Source organism: Methylobacterium sp. AC433 (assembly GCF_979253015.1).
The window spans coordinates 513,433-535,268 of record NZ_CEEDBN010000001.1 but is presented as its reverse complement, the minus strand read 5'-3'; the positions used below and the strand labels follow the sequence as shown (position 1 = coordinate 535,268).

General features: G+C 68.5%; 10 protein-coding genes. 4 read left to right on the top strand and 6 right to left on the bottom strand.

Annotated features, from left to right (window positions below; genetic code table 11):
* Positions 1–31 precede the first annotated feature (31 nt).
* Complete coding sequence (locus tag AC0IWM_RS02565) at positions 32–1,243, bottom strand: glycosyltransferase family 4 protein (protein WP_471752923.1); 1,212 nt, start codon at positions 1,241–1,243, stop codon at positions 32–34.
* A 268-nt stretch (positions 1,244–1,511) separates the two neighbouring features.
* On the opposite strand from AC0IWM_RS02565, the gene AC0IWM_RS02560 reads away from it, so the two are divergent.
* Positions 1,512–2,657 carry a glycosyltransferase family 4 protein gene (locus tag AC0IWM_RS02560; protein ID WP_471752922.1) on the top strand — a complete coding sequence of 382 codons (1,146 nt, stop codon included), beginning with the start codon at positions 1,512–1,514 and terminating at the stop codon, positions 2,655–2,657.
* Between the two features lie 91 nt (positions 2,658–2,748).
* On the opposite strand, the gene AC0IWM_RS02555 is transcribed toward AC0IWM_RS02560, so the two are convergent.
* From AC0IWM_RS02555 to AC0IWM_RS02540, 4 genes are read right to left on the bottom strand one after another with little or no spacing between them, the layout of a single operon-like run.
* Positions 2,749–3,876: a dienelactone hydrolase family protein gene (locus AC0IWM_RS02555; protein ID WP_471752921.1), complete on the bottom strand. Its 1,128-nt coding sequence runs from the start codon at positions 3,874–3,876 to the stop codon at positions 2,749–2,751.
* Positions 3,873–6,638 carry a condensation domain-containing protein gene (locus tag AC0IWM_RS02550; protein ID WP_471752920.1) on the bottom strand — a complete coding sequence of 922 codons (2,766 nt, stop codon included), beginning with the start codon at positions 6,636–6,638 and terminating at the stop codon, positions 3,873–3,875. Before AC0IWM_RS02550 ends, AC0IWM_RS02555 begins: the two co-directional genes overlap by 4 nt.
* On the bottom strand, positions 6,635–14,650 hold the full coding sequence (locus tag AC0IWM_RS02545; RefSeq protein ID WP_471752919.1) for an amino acid adenylation domain-containing protein: 8,016 nt from the start codon (positions 14,648–14,650) through the stop codon (positions 6,635–6,637). Before AC0IWM_RS02545 ends, AC0IWM_RS02550 begins: the two co-directional genes overlap by 4 nt.
* Positions 14,647–16,551 (bottom strand): amino acid adenylation domain-containing protein, encoded by a 1,905-nt coding sequence (locus AC0IWM_RS02540; RefSeq protein ID WP_471752918.1) that lies wholly within the window; start codon positions 16,549–16,551, stop codon positions 14,647–14,649. Before AC0IWM_RS02540 ends, AC0IWM_RS02545 begins: the two co-directional genes overlap by 4 nt.
* 257 nt (positions 16,552–16,808) lie before the next feature.
* On the opposite strand from AC0IWM_RS02540, the gene AC0IWM_RS02535 reads away from it, so the two are divergent.
* From AC0IWM_RS02535 to AC0IWM_RS02525, 3 genes are all read left to right on the top strand, one after another.
* Positions 16,809–17,807 (top strand): hypothetical protein, encoded by a 999-nt coding sequence (locus AC0IWM_RS02535; protein ID WP_471752917.1) that lies wholly within the window; start codon positions 16,809–16,811, stop codon positions 17,805–17,807.
* A 279-nt stretch (positions 17,808–18,086) separates the two neighbouring features.
* The gene (locus tag AC0IWM_RS02530) at positions 18,087–18,860 is read left to right on the top strand and encodes a methyltransferase, TIGR04325 family (protein WP_471752916.1); all 774 of its coding nucleotides are present in this window, start codon (positions 18,087–18,089) and stop codon (positions 18,858–18,860) included.
* Positions 18,861–19,222: 362 nt separating this feature from the next.
* Positions 19,223–20,011 carry a response regulator transcription factor gene (locus tag AC0IWM_RS02525; RefSeq protein ID WP_471752915.1) on the top strand — a complete coding sequence of 263 codons (789 nt, stop codon included), beginning with the start codon at positions 19,223–19,225 and terminating at the stop codon, positions 20,009–20,011.
* A 516-nt stretch (positions 20,012–20,527) separates the two neighbouring features.
* Here the strand turns inward: AC0IWM_RS02525 and AC0IWM_RS02520 are convergent.
* Positions 20,528–21,790, bottom strand: a complete 1,263-nt coding sequence (locus AC0IWM_RS02520) for a glycosyltransferase (RefSeq protein WP_471752914.1) — start codon at positions 21,788–21,790, stop codon at positions 20,528–20,530.
* Positions 21,791–21,836: the final 46 nt, after the last annotated feature.

Below are 21,836 nucleotides of genomic sequence, written 5' to 3'. Positions count from 1 at the left end.
AACGCGGAGAGCCCGCCGGCCGCACACGCGGTCACGCCTCGGCCCTGCCGGCGTCCATCTCGGCCATCAGCGACAGGTAGGTCTCGGCCACGGCACGCCAGCTGAACCGCTCGACCCTTCGCTGGCCGGCGGCGACGAGACGCGCCCGCAGGTCCGGGTCTGCCGCGAGGCTCAGGATGGCGGCCACCCATGCCTCGGGCTCTTCCGGGTCCGCGTAGAGGGCGGCACTCGCGCAGATCTCCGGGAGGCAGGGCGACGTCGAAGCGATCACCGGACAGTTCCAGGCCATCGCCTCCACGGCGGGAAGGCCGAAACCCTCGAAACGGGAGGGCAGCAGGAGGCAATGGGCCGCCCGCAGAGTCGCGGCCAGCGCGTCGTCGTCGAGGCGTCCCAGATAGCGCAGGTTGGCCGCCTCGCCCATGAGCGGGCGCAACTGGTCCGGGTTGCCCACGACGGCGAGGTCGAAGCCGGCGGCATCGAGGCGCGGAGCGATCGACCGGACGAGTTCCGGGTTCTTGTGGGCCTGGGTGCGGCCGACGCACAGGACGTAGGGCCTCGGCGCGGGCTGAACGCCGGCGCGGTCGGGCTGCCAGCGAAGGGCGTGGTCGCTGCCGTTGTAGCCGACCGAGATCTTGCCGGGCACGGCCACTCCGTAGGTGGCGAGATGCTGGCGCGAGGCTTCCGACACCGTGACGATGCGAGCGACACGCCGCCCCAGCATGGGCAGCATCACGCGATGGATCCACCTGAACATCCGCCCGTAGCTCTTCGGCGTCAGGCGCGTCTGCAGATCGTGGATGCAGACGATCTGGCGCGAGACCGCGAGCGGTGCGAGGTTGCAGAAGCTCAGGAGGCCGCCGCTGACATGACGTGGCAGCTGAAACTGCACCCAGACCTGCGGAAGATGCGGACGGATGGCTTCCGGAACGACGTGCACCGGGATGGTCCGCAGGCTGAACGGCTCGCGCGGTGCGATCGGCGAGACGATGGTGAGGCGGAGCCCCTCCGTGAGCGGATGCCCCTCACTCACCAGGGCATCGAGCGCCCGGACCAGTTCGCGCGCGTAGCGCGCGACCCCTTCCGGATTGAGGGTGAGGAAATCGCCGTTGATGGTCCAGGAGCGGGTGGGCGCGTGTCCCCGCGGACGTTGCCTGGAAGTGCCGGGGATGGCGGGCGCGGGTGCCGCTGAGGTCCCGCCGGCATACGACCGAAAGGCGGCCTCCTTGACGACGCTGTTGCTCATGGCCTCGCCCGTACTCGCGTTGCAACCGGTCGCATGCCCGCCAGCCTAGGCGATCGCGCCCGGCGGACACCGTCCGCCTCTTCGCGCCTCCGCCCGTGCATCCGATAAGTGCGGCATCCCCGACGCCACGGGCAGTCATCCAAAGGACGGATCCCCTCCACGCTTTCGCACATCCACCCGACCCTTCGAGGTACGGTGCGGACCGTGATTGCCTCTGATGGCGCCGAAGGGCCGATGCTAGTGCGGAGGTGGTGGGGAGGCGGCCGGCATGCGGCAGCGATGGACGATCAATGGCCGCTTCTTGGCGCAGCCCATGACCGGCGTACAGCGTTACGCGCGCCAGATCGTGACCACGCTGGATCGCCTCGTCGGCGAGGGCGGCGAGTTCGCCGATGCCGTGGAGCTCGACCTCGCCGTTCCGCGGGGTGCCGGCGGCCTCGATCTGCATCACATCCCGGTTCGCACCATCGGCCGGCTCACCGGCCATGCGTGGGAGCAGGCGGAGCTCCCGACCTGCGTCCGGGGCGGCCTCCTCAGTCTCGGCAACACGGGGCCGCTCGCGATCGCGAACCAGATCGTCTGCATCCACGACCTGAACCCGCGGATCTGCCCCGAGAGCTATTCCCGTTCGTTCCGAGGCTTGTACAGGATCATCCAGCCCCTGATCGGGCGGCGGGTCCGCGCGATCACCACGGTGTCGAAGTTCTCCGCCCATCAGATCGAGACATTCGGAATCGCGTCGGCCGAGCGGATCTCCGTCATCCCCAACGGGCACGAGCACGTCCACGCCTGGCGCCCCCGGATGTCGCGGGCGGTCGCGGAGGCGTCGGGGGCGGACACGATCGTGCTCCTCGGCAGCGCGGCCCCCCACAAGAACGTCGGGGCCATCCTGGGGATGGCGGATCGCCTCGTGCGGGACGGCTTCCGGATCGCGGTGGTGGGGCAGAGCAATCCGGGAATCTTCGCGCAGCAGATGCCTCACGTCGAGGGACCGGGCATCGCCTGGCTCGGACGCCTGGAGGACGCGGAGCTCGCGGCGCTGCTCCAGCGCTCGCTCTGCCTCGCCTTTCCCTCGCTCACCGAGGGCTTCGGACTTCCACCGCTCGAGGCCATGGCACTCGGCTGCCCGGTCGTCGTCTCGGACCGCGCCAGCCTCCCGGAAATCTGCGGCGATGCCGCCCTCTATGCCGATCCCACGCGCATGAGGCACTGGCATGCGCAGTTCCGCCTCCTGCGCCGCCATCCGGCCCTGCGCACGGCGCTCGTCGACAGAGGCCTGGCCCAGGCCCGGCGTTTCAGCTGGCAGCGATCGGCGGAACTCTACCTGCGCATGCTGGCGCGTCCGAGCGGCGCCCGGGGACCGTCCGTCCCAGCGACCACCGGGTCGCTCCCGTCCACGCCGGCGGTGCAGTAGGGCAAGCGGCGGCCGTGTCGCGGGCCTTCGGTGCCGGCGCTGGCACCGCCCTCCATGGCGGGCCGCGCGCAGCCTCCGCAAGCCGCGAGATTCAGGGTGACGGCAAGGTCCCGAAGCGCCCGGACGAGGCGTCGGGCGGACCGACGGTGCCGTCCATGGTGCCGAGATGGGCGGACAGGAACGAGACGATCAGGCCATTGATGTCGTGCCACATTCGCACCCGATCGATCGGTCGCGGGTGCAGGAAGTCCCGAAACGGCGGTATGACCAGGCGATCCGAGAAATCGGCGTGGACCGCCTCCTTCACGCTGCGTGCCAGGCCGTTGCGCGGAAAGTCGGGACGTTCGTGCAGGTCGTACGTGTCGCGCGTGGTGATGCTCTCTAAGCGAAAGGCCCGATCGTCCGAGGCGAGGTCGGCCGCGCTCGGGTAGGGAAGATCACTCGTGAGGAAGAGATAGGGAACCGTCGGAGGCCACGCCTCGGTCGCGACGACGTCCCCGTCCAGGTTGATCACCGCCCGGAGACGGCCGGTCTCCCGCGACATCGCCGCGGCGATGCTGCCACCGAACGAGTAGCCGAGCACCCCGACGCGGGTGGCGTCGATGCGGGGTCCGAGGGTGGGATGGGCGATGACCGCGTCGATCGTCGCCGTCGCGGCGCGTGCACCGAGGACGGCCCGCCGTCGGGACACCGCGCGGGAGGAGGCGAAGGCCTCCTCGGAAGTCATGTCGAGCGATCCGAGTTGCGCGATCCGATCTCCTCCCGACAGAGGCGGCCCGTGGACGAAATCGTCGACGGCCGCCACCACGAAGCCGTGGCTCGCGAGGTTGGCCGCCATGAACGTATTGACGTCGCGCTCGGCGAACCAAGAGGGCAGCAGGAGGATCAGCGGATGCGATCCGGGCGCTGACGGCGCCTCGCATGCCACGGCCCGGGTCGGCCGCAGGACCGTTCGCAACAGCACGACGGCGCGCGCGACGAGGCCGAGGCAGCCTTCCTCGGCCGGATACCAAAGTTCGACCCGTGCGCCACCGACGGGACTGAAGGCCGCCGCCCCCACGGGATGTTCACCGGTGGGGGTCGGCCGCTGAGCCGCGAGGAAGACCAGAGCGCGGACGTGCTCCGTCGCGATGAAACCCATGGCGATGCAGGCTGCCAGGAAACACACCGCCACGGCAGCGAGCGCCGGCCATCGGCGCTCGCTGCCGCCGATCGTCATCGAACCGCACGCTCCGTGCCGGAGATCTCCGAAAGTCCGAGGTGCAACCGTCTGATCAGGATGTCCAGCGTCTCGTCCGCGAAGGTGCCTTGGAATCCACCCTCGACATCCTGGACCAGAACCGAGCCGGTCAGCGTGCCGGTCCAGCCCAGGATCGGGTCGAACCCCCGCCCGCGCGGCGCGTCCATCCCGAGGAACTGGACCACGCGTCCCGGATAAGGCTTGGGCCGATAGAGATTTCGCGCGTTCATCAGGTAGAGGAGCCAGCCGTCCGCGGTCTCCGACCCGGTGCGTGGCGGCACGCGATCGATCAGCTTCAAAGCGACGGCAGCCTTGAGTATCCCGACCTTATGCGCGAGCGAATAATTGCTGAGAAACTCGGCGAAGGTCTTCTTTCCGGAGAATACGAGCGCGAGGCTTTCTTTGACGTGCTTGAGACGGATTTTGAATTTGTTCAACAAACTCAAGCGCTGAAAATAGTTCGGGTGCCAGCCGTTGACGAAGGCGAGGATCTCGACCTCGTCTCCGGCCGCCCGCAGCTGCTGCGCGACCTCGTACCCGATGAGACCATGAACGCAGAGCCCGAACAGGATGTAGGGTCCCTGCGGCCGGATTTTGCGGATGAGGCGAACATAGTCCTCGGCGATCTCCTCGAAGCTGCGCCCATCCGCGGCCGGCGTCACGTGCGCGTCGAGGGTCTGCACGCTGTAGAAGGGGTGGCCCGAACCGACGGCGCGCGACAGGTCGTAATAGGAGAGCAGGTGATTGATGGCGATGATGGGCGTGCCGTCGCCGTCGGGCTGCACCACGACGATCTGTCCGTCCGTCGCATCCTCCCTGAGGGATTCGACGTGGCGAACGAAGGCCGCCAGCGTCGGCGAGCGGAAGAGGGACACGACGTCCACCTGTCGTCCCAGTCTCCGGCCGACCTGAACGCACATCCGCACCGCCAGGAGCGAGTGTCCACCGAGATCGAAGAAGTTCGAGTCGGGGTCGATCGCGGTGACGTCGAGCACATCCTGCCAGATCGTCCGGATGGCCGCTTCGATCTCGGACGGGGGGCCGGCCTTCGCCGGAGGCCCGGTGACGGCGGCGGGCGGATGCGGGAGCGCCGGCCGGTCGATGGCGCCCCCGGCGGTCCGCGGCAACGCGAGGAGCACGCTGATGCCGGCGGGCTGCGTCTGCAGCCGCGCGTCCCGCGCGAGGTGCCCCATGAGCGTCGCGGGCAACGTTTCGAGGGGCTGGCGGACATCGGCGGCGGGCACGACGTAGGCGTAGGGTGCCGGTGTGCCGTCCGGGCGTGAATGCGCCACGACGGCGGCTTCCGCGACGAGCGGGTCGAGCAGCAGCACTTCCTCGACGGCCGTGCATTCCTCGGAATTCGCCGCCGTGCGGAGGGCGATCGGCAGGGCCGAGAGCGGCCGGTCGGCGTCCAGCAGGAATCCGTCCAGGGCGGCCCGCCAGCCGGCCAGGAGATGCTCGGCCGTCTCGAGTTCGAAGAGGTCCGTGTTGAATTCGAGGGCGAGGCGCCAGCCGCTCGGCCAGTGCACGAGGAAGAAGTTCAGCTCGTAGAGCGAGCCCGGCGAGAGCGACGGCTGCGCCCGAAGATCGAACCCTCCGTAGGTCTCCTCCCGGATCACTTCGTGGAGGACCGCGAAGTTGATCGAGATGAGCGGTGTCCGGGAGGGGTCTCGCGGCGGATTCAGAAGTTCGACGAGGTGGTCGAAGGGCATCTGCTGGTGGATCAGCGCATCCTGCACGGTCCGGTTGGCGCGCTGGAGGAAGTCCCGCAGGCTGAGGTCGCCCGAGGCGGCGACGCGCAGGACGAGGTTGTTGAGGAAGACGCCGACGATCTTCTCGAGGTCGGGATGGTGACGCGATGCGAGCTGCGTCCCGATGACGAGATCGGTCTCGCCGGTGACGCGATGGAGCCCGGCCATCGCGGCGGCGTAGCAGAGGCCGAACAGCGTCACGCGCTCCGTCTTCGCGAAGGCGTCCAGGGCGTCGCTGAATTCCTGCGGAAGCATCTGCGCGATGATGTGGCCGTTCGAGGACGGCACCGCCGGCCGCGGAAGGTCCGGGGCGACCTCGAAATAGGGCGCGCCGGCCAGCTGGCGGCGCCAATAGGCGGCCTCGTCCTCGAAGCCGCGGCTGCTGAACATCGCTTTCTGCCACGACGCGTAGTCGCCGTACTGCATCGGCAGTTCGGGCAGTGTCGGAACCGACCCGGCCTGCAGAGCCGCCGTGACGAGTCCGAATTCATGGGCCAGGAGGCCGATCGAGATCCCGTCGAAGGCGATCTGGTGGACCGTGACCAGCAGGGAGACCCGGTTCGAACCCGTCCTGATCAGCGTCACCCGGATGAGCGGCGGACGATCGAGCTGGAAGGGTGCCTTCGCCTCGCGCTTGGCCAGGGCGACGGCCTCGTCCGCCCGGGCCGCCTCGGGCACCATGGTGAGGTCGACCTGCGAGAGCTTGAAGCGAAGCTGAGGCAGGACCTCCTGGACCGGCTCGCCGTCCCGCACGTAGAAGCGCGTGCGCAGGATCTCATGCCGATTGATCAGGAACTGCAGCGCCCGCTCGATGACCGGGGGACTGAACTCCCCCTCCAGCTCCCAGCGCAGGGCGATGTTGAGGATCGTCGAGCCCGGATGGAGGGCGTCGATGAACCAGCAGCGCCGCTGCGACGACGAGCAGGGAAAGATCAGCGGCTCGGGGACCGGGTGGGCGCCGGTCGCGATCTCGTTGGGCAGCGTGGTCATCGGGCAACCCCATTCAGGGTGGATCCGCGTCGGAAGGACATGAGCGACGGCAGTACCGTGCTGGACGCCCGGGTCTCCGACGCGTCGGCGGCACTGGCGAGCGCCGCGACCGTCGGGTTCTCGAAGACGTGCTTAGCTTCGAGATCGATCTTCTCGTCCATCAGGCGCGCGGCGATCCGGAAGATGTGCAGCGAGTCCGCGCCGAGCGCGAAGATGTTGTCGTCGACGCCGATGTCGTCGACCTTCAGCACGTCCCGCCAGATCGCCGCGATCTGAGCCTCGCGGGGATTGCGCGGCGGGACCACCGGGCGTGCGTCCCGCCTGGCCCCGGCCTCGGGCTCGGGAAGCCGCTTGCGGTCGAGCTTGCCGTTGGCGGTCATCGGCATGGCGTCGAGGCGCTGCCAGAGCGTCGGCACCATGTAGTCCGGAAGCTTGGCGGCCACATGGGCGGCCAGGGCGGCCGCGGTGACGGTTCCGCTCGCGTCCGTGAAGTAGCCGACGAGGCTCGTGCTGTCGCCGCGCTTGAGCAGAGCGACCGCGCTGGCCGCGACGCCCGGATAGGCTCGCAGCACGAGCTCGATCTCCTCCAGATCGATGCGGAAGCCCCGCAGCTTGATCTGCTGGTCGGCACGCCCGAGCAGGCGGACCGTACCGTCCGCGGCCCGGCTCGCGAGGTCGCCGGTCCGGTAGAGGCGCTCCAGGCCGCGGCCGGGAACGTCGATCTCGCGGAAGGCGGCCGCCGTCAGGTCGGGACGGTTGAAGTAGCCGTGCGCGAGGCCGACGCCACCGATGTAGAGCTCACCCGCGACACCGATCGGCGCCAGCGCGTCGTCGCGGTCGAGGACGTAGAGCTGGGTACCTGCCACCGGCCCGCCGATGGTGACCCGGCCCGGCCCGACCCGGCCCGCGCTCGACCAGATCGTGGTCTCGGTCGGCCCGTAGAGGTTCCAGAGCTCGCCCCCGTTCGCCAGGAGGAGGTCGGCGAGATCCTGCGGCAGCGGTTCGCCGCCGCAAAGCATCTTCAGGTCTGGCCCGGGCTGGAAGCCGGCTTCCAGGAGGACGCGCCAGAGCGAGGGCGTGGCCTGCAGGACCGTCGCGCCCGAGGTCCGGATCCGGTCGACGAGGCCGAAGCCGCCGCGGACCTCGTCCCGGTCCGCGATGACCGTGCGGCCGCCGAGGATCAGGGGCAGGAACAGTTCGAGGACCGAGATGTCGAAGGTCGTCGTGGTGACGGCGAGGAGGGAGTCGGCGGTGGTGAACCCGGGCTCGACCGCCATCGACCGGAGCAGGTTGACGACCGAGCGGTGACCGACTTCCACGCCCTTGGGCGTGCCCGTCGAGCCCGAGGTGAAGATGACGTAGGCGGCACGGCCCGCCCGGCCGGGATTGGCGGCCGCGACGGGCGGCGCATCGGGCAGCGGCTGGTCGAGTTGAAGGACGGGCAGCCCCCCCTCCGCGATCGCGGCCGTCGAGGATCGGTCGCAGAGGAGCAGAGCGGCCTCGGCGGCCGCCAGGACCTGGCGCGACCGCGCGACCGGCTGGGTCGGATCGAGCGGCACGTAGGCATGGCCCGCCTTCATGATGCCGAGCATCGCCGCGACCATCTCGGGGGAGCGCTCGACGGCGAGGCCGATCCGCGTCGGCTCGGCGCCAGCCAGGGCTCCGACGGCGCGGGCGATCCGGTCGGCCCGATCGGCGAGTTGCCGATAGGTCCAGCGCGCGTCCCCGCAGGCCACGGCGACGGCGTCCGGCGTCCGCTCCGCCTGGAGGGTGACGAGTTCGTCCAGCGTCGCCTCGTCCCGGGCGACGGACGGGGCCCGGTTGAGATCCTCCACGAGCCAGCGGCGCTCGTCCGTGGACAGCAGCGGAAGGGCCTCGACGCGCCGGGCGGGATCCTCCGCCACGCTCGACAGGAGGGACCGCAGGTGTCCGATCCAGCGGGCGATGGTCGCCTCGTCGAAGAGATCCGTGCTGTAGTCGCAGTCGATCTTCAAGCCATCGTTCGTCTCGGCGATGTTGAGGAAGAGATCGAAGTTGACGAAGGCCTTCGGGTTCGAGGTGAAGGACGCCTCCAGTCCCTCGAAGGCGAGCTTGTCGTTGAGCCGTTCGAGGTTGAACTGGATGCTGGTGAGCGGGAGCCGGTTGAGGTCGCGCGGAATCTCGAGGCGCCGCACCAGCGTGCCCAGCGTCGTGTCGGGCTGCTCGAACGCACTGAGAACCTTGTGCTTCACCCGCTTGAGGTGGTCGGCGAAGGGCTCGCCCGGCGCGAACGCAGCCCGCAGGGGCAGGAAGTTGACGCAATGGCCCACGAGGATCGCGTCGTCGAGCCCGTTCTGGGCCGCGCTCGGGATCGCCATCACGACGTCCTGCGCTCCGGCGAGCCGGCCGAACAGGACCTGAGACGCGGCAAACAGCGCCACGAACAGCGTGCACCCCTCGCGTGCGGCGGCCGTCTTGACGGCGCGGGTCAGGTCGCCGTCGATCCAGGTCGTGAGGGTCGCGCCACGGAAGGATCGCGGATGGACCGGCGCGCGGTCGACCGGGAGGTCGACGGGCTGTGGCAGGACCTCGAACTCCTTGCGCCAGAACTCCGGAACCTCGCCGGTATCGCGGCCGGAGAGGTCGAGGGCGTATCGGCGGAACGGGAGGGGCGCGGGCAGGTCAGCGCTCCGGCCCAGACGGTGCGCGGTGTAGAGGGCGCCGAGATCGCCGGTGAGGATGTTGATCGACCATCCGTCGCAGATGATGTGGTGCGCCGTGAGCACGAGCACGTGGCGATCGGCGCCGAGGGCGATGAGCCGTGCCCGCACGAGCGGTCCGGCCTCCATGTCGAAGGGCGTGCGGGCGTCCTCGTCGAGGAGTTCCGCCATGGCCGCCTCCGAATCCGGGGCGGAGGTCAGATCGATGCGAGGCAGCGCCAGCGACAAGGTCCGGACGACCTGCATCGTCGCGCCGCCGCGTCCGATCCGCGCCCGCAACGCATCGTGACGGGCGACGAGACCGTCGAGGGCGGCCTCGAGGGCGGCTGTGTCGAGCGCACCGGACAGGTGGAGCGACACCGATTCGTTGAACGCGCAGGAGGCGCCGTCGCCGAGCTGGGCAGCGAGCCAGACTTCGCGCTGCGCCTCGGTCAGCGGAACCTCGGCCGGAAGGCCCGCATCCGCGTCCGGCGCTCTCTCCTCGGCCGCGGACATCACGGGCATCGACGGCAGGAGGAGGCCGGCATCCTGCAGATCGTCGAGCGCGCGGGTGAAGGCCCGTTCGATATGCGCCAGATCCGCATCGGAATGCGCCGTGGTGATGAAGCAGGGGAACCCTTCGAGGATGTGGACGCCGTGGAGGCGCAGATAGGGGAAGATCAGGGTCGCGAGGCGGTCCTCGCGCGCCATGTCCAGGTAGTACCAGCTGCTGCAGCGCTCGATGGTCGTCGCGAGGCCGCGACGCGCGAAGTCGGCGTTGAGGCGTTCCACATGGAGGCGGGTGCGCTCCGACAGGGTCTCCTGGAGAGCGGGCCCGTGCTCCTTGATGTGCAGCAGGACGGCGTGCACCGCGGCCAGGACCAGGGGGTGCCGCACGAAGGTGCCCGCGAAGAAGGTCGGGGCCACCTCGGGGAAGGAGGCGTCGCCGTAGCTCCACTGCCCTCCGTCGAGCGCGTCCATGAACTGCGCGGTGCCCGCGAGGATGCCGACCGGCATGCCGCCGCCCACCACCTTGCCGTAGGTCGCCAGATCGGCGCGGATGCCGAGGAGCGCCTGCATGCCGCCGGGATGGACCCGGAAGCCCGTGATCACCTCGTCGAAGACGAAGGCCGTGCCGCTCTGTTCGGTGATCGCCCGCAACTCGCGCAGGAACGGCTCCGGCTCCACGCCAGGGTGCCGGCTCTGCACCGGCTCGACGATGACGGCGGCGATGTCCTCGGCGTTGCTCCGGATCCAGGCGAGGCTCTCGGGGGCGAGGTAGGGCAGCACGACCATGTTGCTGACGGCCTCCGACGGGATGCCGGGGGCGACCGGGACCGACGCGACCGCGCCGGCACGCCCGGAAGCCTTCACGAGGACCTCGTCGAACTGCCCATGATAGTCGCCCGTGAAGATCACGACCTTGTCCCGGCCCGTCACCGTGCGGGCGACCCGCATGGCGGCCATGACCGCCTCGGAGCCGGTGTTGCAGAACGTCACGCGCTCGTTGCCGGTGATCTCGGCGAACAGGGCCGCCGTCTCCCCGGCGAGGGGGCTCTGCGGGCCGATGGCGAAGCCGCGCTCGAGCTGCGCGACCAACGCCTCTGTGACGAAGTCCGGCGAGTGGCCGAAGGCCGTCTGGCCGAAGCCGTTCACCAGGTCGACGTAGTCGTTTCCGTCGATGTCCCAGATATGCGAGCCCTTCGAGCGCTCGCAGACCACCGGATAGACGATGTCCTTCCACTCCTGGCGGAAGCCCGCGGCGCTGCGCGGGTCGGCCAGCACGGACCGATAGGCCTGAGCCCGCGCCTTGGAGAGGGGCGTCCGCGCGTTGTAGCGCGCAACGAGGTCGTCGATGAAGGTCCGCTGGCGCGGCGTGATCGCTCCGACCGCATTCGCGCCGGGCCGGTAGAGCCGGATACGTGCGGGGGCCTCATCGGCCGATGACGGAACCGCCGCGGCAGCGGAGGGGGCCGCCGGCTTCGCGATCGGCGCGGCTCCCGCATTCGCCGCTGCGGCTGCGGGCATCGCGGGGGCGGGACGGGTGACGACCGCCGGCGCTGCGGCCGTGGCCGTGCCGAGCAGACCGCACTGCTGGCTCAGGAGGGACTGCAGCGTCTGGAGCTGTGCATGCAGGAGGCTGTGCAGGGCGCCGTCGGCCGGGCTCGCAGCGGCCGGTCCGAGCAGCGCGGGAACCGCGATGGGGCTCGGGACGGGGGCAGGCATCGGCACCGCGACCAACGGCTCGGCGGCGACGGCGATCTCGGGCGCAGCGGGCGCCTTGACGCGGATTGCCGCGATGTGATCGGCGAGCGCGGCCATCGACGGCAGGTCGCTCGACAGCTGCCGGAACGTCAGCTTCACGCCGTACTGCTTGCGGAGCCGGGTCACGAACTGCGCCAGGAACAGGGAATCGAGCCCGTGTTCGAGGAAGGTGCTGTCGAGGTGGTCGGCGTCGATCGAGACGCCCGAGAGTTCTTCCACCATCGCGATGAGCTCCGACGCGAGCTCTGTCCGTGCCGCCACGGAACCGTGATCCGACGTCTGCCCCATTGTCGTCTGCGCCTCTTCGTTGTTTGTCGAAGGCCTGATGAAAGGATCGTTCGGCCGCGGGCCGCCGGTCTGTTCGATGGGGACCGCCGCGGGTGGCGCGATGCGCGCCGGCGCGTCGATCCAGTGCCGCCGGCGGTCGAACCGATAGGTCGGAAGAGACAGGCGCCTGCACCCGGGACGCCCGACGGCCTCCCAGTCGGGTGTGACGCCGGCGGTCCAGAGTTCGGCGAGCGCCTCGGCCGCCACGATCTGGCCGTCCGCCACCTGAGCCGGATCCGGCATCGAATTGATCACCGCGCGGGCCGTGCCGCGCGGCAGGCCGGCATGGGCGAAAGTGGAGAGCGTGCGGCCCGGCCCGACCTCCAGGAGGACCGATCCGTCCTGCGCGACCGTCCGGAGGGCGTCGGCGAAACGGACGGTTTCGCGACAATGGCGCGCCCAGTAATGCGCGCTCGTCGCCTGCTCGGGGGTGATCCAGCCACCGCTGACGCTCGACGCGTAGGGCCGGTTCGGAGCGTTCAGGGTGATCCGTTCCGCGAGCTTGGCCAGCCCGTCGACTACGGGATCCATCATCCGCGAATGGAACGCGTGCGACGTATGCAGCCGTCGCACGCTGACCTCCGCGGCGAGGAGGCTGCTCTCGAGCTCCGCCACCGCATCGAAAGACCCCGCGGCGACGCAGAGGTTCGGTGCGTTGATGGCTGCGATGTCGAGGGCCGCCGGCAGGCGTGCCCGCAGCTCCGCCTCGGGCGAGCGCACGGCCAGCATGGCGCCGCCGGGCTCGGACTGCATGAGGCGCCCGCGCTCGACGACGAAGGCGAGGGCATCCTCGAAGGTGAGCACGCCCGCGAGGCACGCCGCCGTGAGTTCGCCGACGCTGTGCCCGACCATCGCGGCGGGCCGGATCCCCCAGCTCATCCAGAGGGCCGCCAAGGCGTGCTGGGTGAGGAAGATCGCCGGCTGCGCGACGCCGGTGGGCGCGGGGCCGCCCGTGGCCTCGTCGGGCCTGTCGCCGTCCAGGAAAGCCCCGACGTCGGCTCGGCTGGCGGGATCGAGGAGATCGAGGCCGCGATCGATCGCGTCGCGGTAGACCCCCTCGCCCCGATAGAGATCCCTTCCCATACCGATGTGCTGGCTGCCCTGGCCGGGGAACATGAACACCACGGAGGCCGGTCCGCCGACCTCGCGGCGCGCCAGTCTTCCCCGCAGGCCCGCGATCGCGCCAGGCAGGTCCCGGCACGCGAGGGCGGCACGATGCTCGAACGCCGTACGGCCCACCTGCAACGTGTGGGCGACGTCGGCGACGTCGAGGGTGGGCGTCGCCTCGAGGTGATCCGCGAGGCTCAGCACGGCCGCGTCCAGGGCCGCGCTCGTGCGTGCCGAGAGGGGGATCACCGATGCGGCGGGCCGGATCGGCGCGGCGAGCGCGATGCGGGGCGCCTCTTCCAGCACGACGTGAACGTTGGTGCCGCCCACGCCGAGGGCCGAGACGCCGGCCCGGCGCGGACCGAGGCGCGCCGGCCATGGAGCGAGACGCGAAGCGACGGCGAAGGGCGTCGCTTCGAGGTCCAGGAGGGGGTTGGGCGCGCGGAAGTTCGCCGTCGCCGGGATCGTTCCGCTCTCGACGGCGAGGGCGGCCTTGATCAGGCCCGTCACGCCGGCGGCGGCGTCGAGATGGCCGACATTGCCCTTCACCGAGCCGATGAGGCAGCGCTCCGCGACCGCGATCGGCCCGAACGCTTTCGCGAGCGCCGCGACCTCGATGGGATCGCCGAGGGGCGTCGCGGTGCCGTGGCACTCGACGTAGCCGATCGTCTCCGGGGCGATGCCCGCGATCGCGTGCGCCGTCGCGATGACCTCGGCCTGCGTATCGACGCTCGGGGCGGCGAACCCGACCTTGGACGCACCATCGTTGTTGACGCTCGCGCCGCGGATGACGGCGTAGATATGATCGCCGTCCGCCACGGCGTCCTCGACCCGCTTCAGGAGCACGGCGGCCGCCCCCGCGCCGAAGACGGTGCCGTTGGCATCCGCGTCGAACGGCCGGCAGACGCCGTCGGTCGAGACGATGCCGCCCTCCTGGCTGATGTAGCCGCGCCGCTGCGGCAGGCTGATCGACACGCCGCCGGCCAGCGCCATGTCGCACTGATGCAGGAGAAGCGCCTGGACGGCCTGGGCGACGGCGGTGAGCGAGGTCGAACAGGCCGTCGCGATCGACATGCTGGGACCGCGCAGGTCGAGCTTGTAGGAGACGCGGGTGGCGAGGGCGTCGGCGATGGCGCCGGTCAGCGCCTCGTAGTTGCCGACCTGGAACTCGGAGGTGAAGCGCTCGGCGGCGCCGGCCTCTCCCAGGACGTGGTGCAGCAGGTAGGTGTTGAGGCTGCATCCGGCGTAGACGCCGACCGGACGACCGGGTGCCAACGGTGGATAGCCCGCATCCTCGAACGCCTCCCAGGCGACCTCGAGGAAGACCCGGTGCTGCGGGTCGGTCAGCGCCGCCTCGCGGGGGCGCATGCCGAACAGGGCGGCGTCGAAGAGCTCGACATTCTCGAGGATCGGTCGCACCGCCACGTATTCGGGCTGTGCGCGCTCCTCGTCCGTGAAGGTGTCCTCGAGCGCTTCCGCGGCGAGGGGCGCGACCATCGAGTCGCCGGCGCACAAGCGGCGCCACAGCTCGGCCGGGTTCGCCGCCCCAGGGAAGCGGCCCGCCATGCCGACGATGGCGATCCCCTCGATCGGCGGCTCGTCCGAGCCGGCACAGGGGTCGGGTACGGTGGTCATCGCGCATGCCTCCCCAAGGTGCCGAGGCGCTTCAGCGCTCCGGCCTGTCGCAGTCCGCGGGCACTGACGCTCGCGCTCACCGCAGTTCGGTCCGCAGCACCGTCGATGAGTTCGGCAAGGGCGCGGATGGTCGGCCGGGCGAACAGGTCGATGACCGAAACCGCAGCGGTCCCCTGCTCCGTCAGGCGCTGGTGCACCGCCAGGAGCTTGAGCGACGAGCCGCCGAGTTCGAAGAAGTTGTCCTCGATGCCGACCTCGTCGATCGCGAGGACATTCCGCCAGACGGACGCGATGCGCCGTTCCGTCTCCGTCCGCGGCGCGGCGAAGGCCCGCGGCCGCTCCGGGCCTCGCGACGACGCGGCCGCCAGGGCCGCCAGGGCGGAGCGATCCACCTTTCCGTTCGCGTTCAGCGGCAGGTGCGGCAGGGCTTCGAGCGTGGCGGGCCGCATATGGGCCGGCAGGCTCGCGGCAAGTGCCGCGCGCAGGGAGCCGAGGTCGAGCGGCGAAGGGCCGGTGCTCACCACGAAGGCGTGCAGGCGCTTGCCATACGCGTCCGTCTGGGCGGCTACCACGGCCGCGTCGCGCACGCCGGGAACCCCGCGGAGGACCGACTCGATCTCCCCGAGCTCGACGCGCTTTCCATCGATCTTCACCTGCGTGTCGAGGCGCCCGAGGAATTCGATCGCGCCGTCGGGCCGGCGACGGACGAGGTCCCCCGTCAGGTAGAGCCGGCCGCCCGGAACCGGGGAATGGATGTCCGGCCGAAAGCGCTCGTCGGTCAGGTCGGCCCGGTCGAGGTAGCCGATCGCGACTCCCTCGCCGCCGGCGCAGAGCTGGCCGGCCTCGCCCGCCGCGACCGGATTCAACGCGTCGTCAAGGATGTAGACGTGCGTTCCGCGAATGGGGTGGCCGATGGGGATCGCCCCTGCGGGCTGATCCCGAGGAATCGTGAAGCAGCAGGTGAAGGTCGTGTTCTCGGTCGGGCCATAGCCGTTGATCAGGCGGCAGTGCGGCAGGGCATCGAGCGCCTTACGGACATGGGCCGGGGAGAGCACGTCCCCTCCGGCCAGCAGCTGACGCAGACCCGCCAGGTCGTCGAGCGCTTCGTCCACCATCAGGTGGAAGAGGCCCGCGGTGAGCCATAGGGTCGTCACCTCGAAGGTACGGACCATGGCGCCGATCTCCCGGAGCGAAGGCCGGCGCCGATCGGGAAAGGCGAGTTGGCCACCGTTCAGGAGCGGCGCCCAGATCTCCAGGGTCGCGGCATCGAAGGCCAGCGGGGCGAGTTGAAGGTAGACGTCGTCGGCGCCGAAGCTGGCATAATCGGGCTGGTCGACCAGGCGGATCACTGCGCGGTCCGGGACCATCACGCCCTTGGGGCGGCCGGTGGAACCGGATGTGTACATGACGTAGGCGAGATCGCCGGGGCCGCGCATCGGAAGGGGGACGCCTTCCGAAATCTCCCCCTGCACGCCCCCGGTCGCATCCATCGGGACGGTCGGCTCCGTCCAGGACAGGCCATCGGGAACGGGCGCGCCCGAATCCACGATGAGTGCCGCCGGCCGGCAATCCGCGATCATCGCGGCGAGTTGCGCGCAGGGATAATCGAGATCGAGCGGCACGTAGGCCGCACCCGCCTTCAGCACCGCGAGCAACGCACAGACTGCAGCGGGCGAACGCTCGACGAGGAGCGCGACACGATCGCCCGGTGCGATGCCGAGGGCCATGAGTCTGCGGGCGAGCCGATCCGACCGGCCGTCCAATTGGGAATAGGTCCAATCCTGGCCCGTCGCCCGCAGGGCCACGACGTCGGCGCATGCCCGGGCGCGCTCGTCGAAGAGCGCGACGATGCTTCCCTTCGCCGCTGCGGTCGCGGCCTGCGTGGCGTTTGAAGTCAACAAGATCGCCACCTCAGTCTTGAGACCCGGACAACGGCACATGGCCGGCGGGGGTCAGACTGATAGGACGCGCCTCCTCGTTTCAATTCCTGCTTACGACTGCGCCCCTACGCCTTTTGAGTGGTCCTTTGCCCTTTTAAACAGGAATGACTGTGCCGAAAACTGGATAATGTCCAAGTTCACAACGTCAGATTGATCCGAAAGTTCGGGCCGTGATGTCATTCATGAGATCCATCCGTCGGACTGCGGCACATTCAGTCTTGAATCTCTTCCTCCTGACTTCGAGTCTTCACGCCGAGATTCTCTGGGGGGTCAACGGGCATCCGCTCGTCTCCTATCCCGGCGTGACGTTCGATGAGCAGCTAGTGATCCTGAACGACCTGGGTGCCAAGTCGTACCGGGTCGACGTGACGAGCCTCGACAAGGCCGATCAGCTCGCAGCGCTCATCGCGGCCGCGAAACGGCGCTCGATCGCGATCCTTCCCGTTCTGATTCCGCCCGTCTCCCTCTCGGCGGAGACCGAGCAGGATCTCTACCGGAAGAGCTTCGAATTCGCCGAAGCATTCGTGCGACGGTTCGGCCACGACATCCCGGTCTGGGAGCTCGGCAACGAACTCGAGAACCACGCGATCATCCAGCCTTGCGAGCGTCGCGACGACGGAACGCAATATCCCTGCGAATGGGGTCCCGCCGGCGGGTGGGAACCGCTCGAGTACTATGGACCGCGCTACCTCAAGGTTGCGGCCGTGCTGCGCGGTCTCTCCGAAGGCGCGCGCTCTGCCGATCCGGAGGCCGTCCGCGCGATCGGGTCGGCCGGCTGGGGGCACGTGGGCATCTTCGAGCGCCTGAAGCGGGACGGCATCCCGTGGGAGATCTCCGTCTGGCATCACTACGACGGCGATCCCGAACCGGCCTTGAAGGTCCTGGCAACCTACGGACGGCCTGTCTGGGTAACCGAATTCAATCACGCCTACGGCAGCAAACGCGACGGCGAGGACGGGCAGGCGAGCGGCCTCCAGTGTCAGATGCGCCGGTTTCTCGATCTCGCGCAGACCTATCGAATCGAGGGCGCGTTCATCTACGAACTGCTGGACGAAGCGTACTGGGCGCCCGGCGACGAGGCTTACATGGGCCTGATGCGCCTGACGAAGACCGGCAACGGCAAGTGGGCGCTGGGCGGGACCAAGGCCGCCTTCACCGCAGCGAAGCGGGTGATGGCCGACGGCTCCCGAAAACGGACGGATACCTGCTCGCGCTAGCCCGACAGCCGCCGTCGAAGCCGGCGGCCGGAGATCACCCGCGCGCGGCCAAGGCGACGTGGAGGGAGATTCTTGGCTCCCCTCTCTCTGGTCGAGCCGAGGAACCGGCCCCATCGGCTCGCGCGACGAACGGCCCCTCGCGACCCCGCGGATTGCCCCGAATGGCGTACCGCACTTCACGCGAAGGACGGATCGACTTCCGCCGGCGCACGGGCAGAGCTGTCATGGTCAGAGGGCGAGATCGGGATCCGCTCCGCCCGGAACGAAAGTCATCTTCGCATGAGCATCTGGTCGACGCCCGGGTTGAAGCAGGTCCGCCAATCCGCATTCCTGAATACCCGCTTTCGAATCGGCTACGGCGCCTATTGGGGTTGCTTTCCGAGCCGCTCCGCCGCTGAGAATTTTCTGTCGAAGCCGAAGCGAGCGACGTACGACAGCGATCGTGTCGTGACCATCAACCTTGAAACCTTCCAGGCCGTACACCCCTTCGACTGGCCGGTGATGTTCTTTCTTCAAAGGTTCCATCAGGAGCGGCAGCTCAGGGTCGTCACCGATTTCGGCGGACATGTCGGCGTCAAGTATCACGCCTATCGGAATGCCATGCCGCTTCCGCCCGGCATCGCGTGGCAGGTCGTGGACGTCCCCGCGATCTGCCGAGAGGGGCGGCGCAGGATACGGCCGGACGACGCAGGCCTGAGCTACCACGAGAGCCTCGACACCGCGGCGGACTGCGATGTCCTCCTGTGCTCGGGCTCGTTGCAGTATTCGGACAGATTTGTCGATCAGATCGTCGCGGACATGCGCACCGCCCCTCGGATGATCATCATCAACAAGGTCTCGGTCTCGGACCAGGATTTCTACACGCTCGAATCCTTCGACCGTGAGCGCATGCCGCACCGGGTGGTGACGGAAGGTTACCTCACGCAGGTTCGCGAAGGTCTCGGCTATGAGAAGCTGAACCAGTGGGACATTCCAGGCCGCCGTTTCAAGGTCCCGCATCAGACGGGTGAATTGAGAGCGGGCATGATCGGCCAGGCCTGGATCCGAGCCTGAGCGCAAGCCATCCACAGGATCCTTGCCACTTCGTTCGGACAGGACTCGCCGGCTGTCCGTCCAACATGATCGGCGAGAGAAGAGAGAGCAGCAACGATCTCCCGTCCCGAGATCAGCGCCAATCAAGGGCATGTGATGCGCGAGTCGCGAAAAGCCGATCCCGAGAAGATCGCCCCGCCTCCGCCCGCCCGGATTCTGAGACAACAGTCGATTCGGTCCACGTAACCCCAAAGTGGTAGGGGCGGCCACTTTCGCCTAAGAAGTTAATGAAGTATTAAGATCCCCGTTGGCGCTCAAAAAGCCGAAACGTCGGAAAACTACGAACTTGATAAATGTGATGAACAACAGAGGGACTTTGAGTCATGTACGTCCTTAATGGATCGCGCTCGACCATTCAGAAAGCGGCGGTACAGACTCAAGACAACTGCGACAGTGAGACGACTATAGAGATCAACAACGTCGCGGTCGACGGGACGATCATTCTCATCGAACCCAGACATTTCATTCGCGAATGCTTCGTCAAAGGTGTCGAATCGTTCTCAACCTTTAAGGTCTCGGCTCACGCGACGGTTGAGGACTGGATGTCCAGCGGAGCCGGGAAATCCGCGGTGGTCCTCATGCTTTCGGGCGGGGGACGCAGCCGCCAGGACGTGCTCTCGGACTTCGATATCCTGGCGAAAGCTGGAAACCCGTTGCCGATCATGGTGCTCGCCGAGCAGGACAACATCGAGTGCATCCTGGAGATGCTCGGAAAGGGTGTCCGTGGCTACGTTCCCCTGAACCTTCCGATCCGCGTGGCCGTCGAGGCCATCCGCCTCGTCAAGGCCGGCGGAACTTACGTGCCGGCTCACAGCCTCGTCGCCGCCCGGACTCCCGTGAAGCCGCCGTCCCTGGCACTGCATGTCGGCGACGCGATCTTCACCCACCGCCAAGCGGCCGTCCTCGATGCGCTTCGCAGCGGCAAGGCAAACAAGGTGATCGCCTACGAACTCAGCATGCAGGAAAGCACCGTCAAGGTTCACGTTCGCAACATCATGCGCAAGCTCAAAGCAAAGAACCGGACCGAGGTTGCAGTCCTCATCAACGCGTTCCGCCACGACGCGCGGCCACACGTCCCGTCGGAATGGAACCGCGACGTCCATGCCATGTGACCCCAGGGTCTGCGTGGCGGTGTCCGGTTGGGAGCATCGCCGACGCAGGACTGTTCCGTACACCGCTCCCGGGGACGCCGCATCGTAGGGGCGTGTCGGGGATAGCTCGTGCCGCTGGTGGGCGGTCGGCCGAAGCGGCACGCAGAACTCCGTCGTTCGCCACGGAGATGCCGTCGATCCGCTCGGATCGGCGGCCGGCACCTCTTGATGCCGGATGGTGAGCGCAGCACGCCCTACCGGTCCCCGCCGATGATCACGGACGGTGCACCCGGCACGATCGCAATCACTTCCTGTCGAGCATCCCTCCAGACGACCCGCCCCCGCGGGTGATGTCGTCCAGCAGTTCGCGATGGCCCGTCCCCTCGCTCGGCACCACCGCTTCGCGCGGGGCCGATGCGTCCGCTGCGCACCAGGTCTCCACGACCTTGAACGAGAGTTCCTCGGACCGCGCCCCACGCCTGAGCGCTCAGCTTCGAATGCACCGCCCGGACACGATCCGGGCGCGGCCGAAGGAGCTCAGACGGAGGCTCGTTGCTCCAGCACGTCGGCGAAGGCTGCGGCGATCTCCGCATCGAAGCGCTGAACGGAGAAGCGCTGCGCGTTCAGGCGGCAGTTCTCGGCCCGGATCTCATGTCTGCGATCGTCGAAATGTTCGACCGCGGCCTGGATGTCTCCCGTGGTCTGCTCCCGGAAGAGAATTCCCGTGGGTTGCCGGTCCTTGCCGAGAGGCCGCACGATGTCGACGGCTCCCCCCCGCGCGAACGCGATGACGGGCGTGCCGGATGCCTGAGCCTCGGCGAGCGCGATCCCGAAATCCTCGCATCCGGCGAAGATGAGCGCCTTCGCGCGCGCGACGGTTTCGAGGTAATCCTGCCGCGGCAGATATCCCGTATAGGTGATGTTGGGTGCGGACATGGCGCGCAGCTTCTTGGACTGCTGACCTTCGCCCACCACGACGAGGCGCCTGTGCGGCATCGCCCGGAAGGCTTCCACGACGAGATCCGTGCGCTTGTACGGCGCGAGAAAGGACGCGGTGACGTAGTAGTCGTCCTTCTCCCGCCCGTAGACCGATTCGTTCAGATCGACGGGCGGATGAACGACCCGCGCATCGCGACCGTAGACTTGACGAATGCGCCGCCTGACGAACTCCGAATTCGCGAGCATCATGTCCGGCCCGTGCGCCGTGCGGGTATCCCAGGTCCGCAGATGATGGAGCATCATGCGGTAGAGCAGCCCCTTCGGCCCGAACCCCAGCTTCGCCTCGTTCAGGTAGGAGAACTGCTCGTCCCATGCGTAGCGCGCCGGGCTGTGCACGTAGCAGAGATGCGGCTGGTCGGGATGGGTGATGACCCCACGGGCAAACGCCGCGGAGGACGAGATCACGGCGTCGTAGCCCGTCACGTCGAATTGCTCGATCAGGAACGGACACGCAAAGAACAGGGATCGATAGTATTTCTTGATGAACGGCAGGCTGTTGGCCGGAGACGTGTAGAACGTTTTATTCGGAAAGAATTCGTCCTTGACGGAATCCTCCAGGAAATCGAACAGCGTATAGACATCGTTCTTCGGAAAGATGCGGCAGAGGGCAGACAGCACCCGCTCGCCTCCGCGGAACGATGGACACCAGTCATGCACGACGGCCACCGATAGGTCGGACACCTGCCGGGTCTCAACACCGGCGTCCCAGGTCTCCGGCTTCGGAACAACCGAGAACGACGGAGCGGCGGAGGCGGCCAGGGTCGCGAGGGCCGCCGGATGGCTGAGAATCTGGCTGGACATTCGGAACGGGCTCTTCCGGTTTGATGGCCTGAACCGCATTGTGGTC

Coding starts and splice junctions, on each gene's coding strand:
- AC0IWM_RS02565 (WP_471752923.1), bottom strand. CDS start 1,243: ATGAGCAACAGCGTCGTCAAGGAGGCCGCCTTTCGGTCGTATGCCGGC.
- AC0IWM_RS02560 (WP_471752922.1), top strand. CDS start 1,512: ATGCGGCAGCGATGGACGATCAATGGCCGCTTCTTGGCGCAGCCCATG.
- AC0IWM_RS02525 (WP_471752915.1), top strand. CDS start 19,223: ATGTACGTCCTTAATGGATCGCGCTCGACCATTCAGAAAGCGGCGGTA.
- AC0IWM_RS02555 (WP_471752921.1), bottom strand. CDS start 3,876: ATGACGATCGGCGGCAGCGAGCGCCGATGGCCGGCGCTCGCTGCCGTG.
- AC0IWM_RS02530 (WP_471752916.1), top strand. CDS start 18,087: ATGAGCATCTGGTCGACGCCCGGGTTGAAGCAGGTCCGCCAATCCGCA.
- AC0IWM_RS02550 (WP_471752920.1), bottom strand. CDS start 6,638: ATGACCACGCTGCCCAACGAGATCGCGACCGGCGCCCACCCGGTCCCC.
- AC0IWM_RS02520 (WP_471752914.1), bottom strand. CDS start 21,790: ATGTCCAGCCAGATTCTCAGCCATCCGGCGGCCCTCGCGACCCTGGCC.
- AC0IWM_RS02545 (WP_471752919.1), bottom strand. CDS start 14,650: ATGACCACCGTACCCGACCCCTGTGCCGGCTCGGACGAGCCGCCGATC.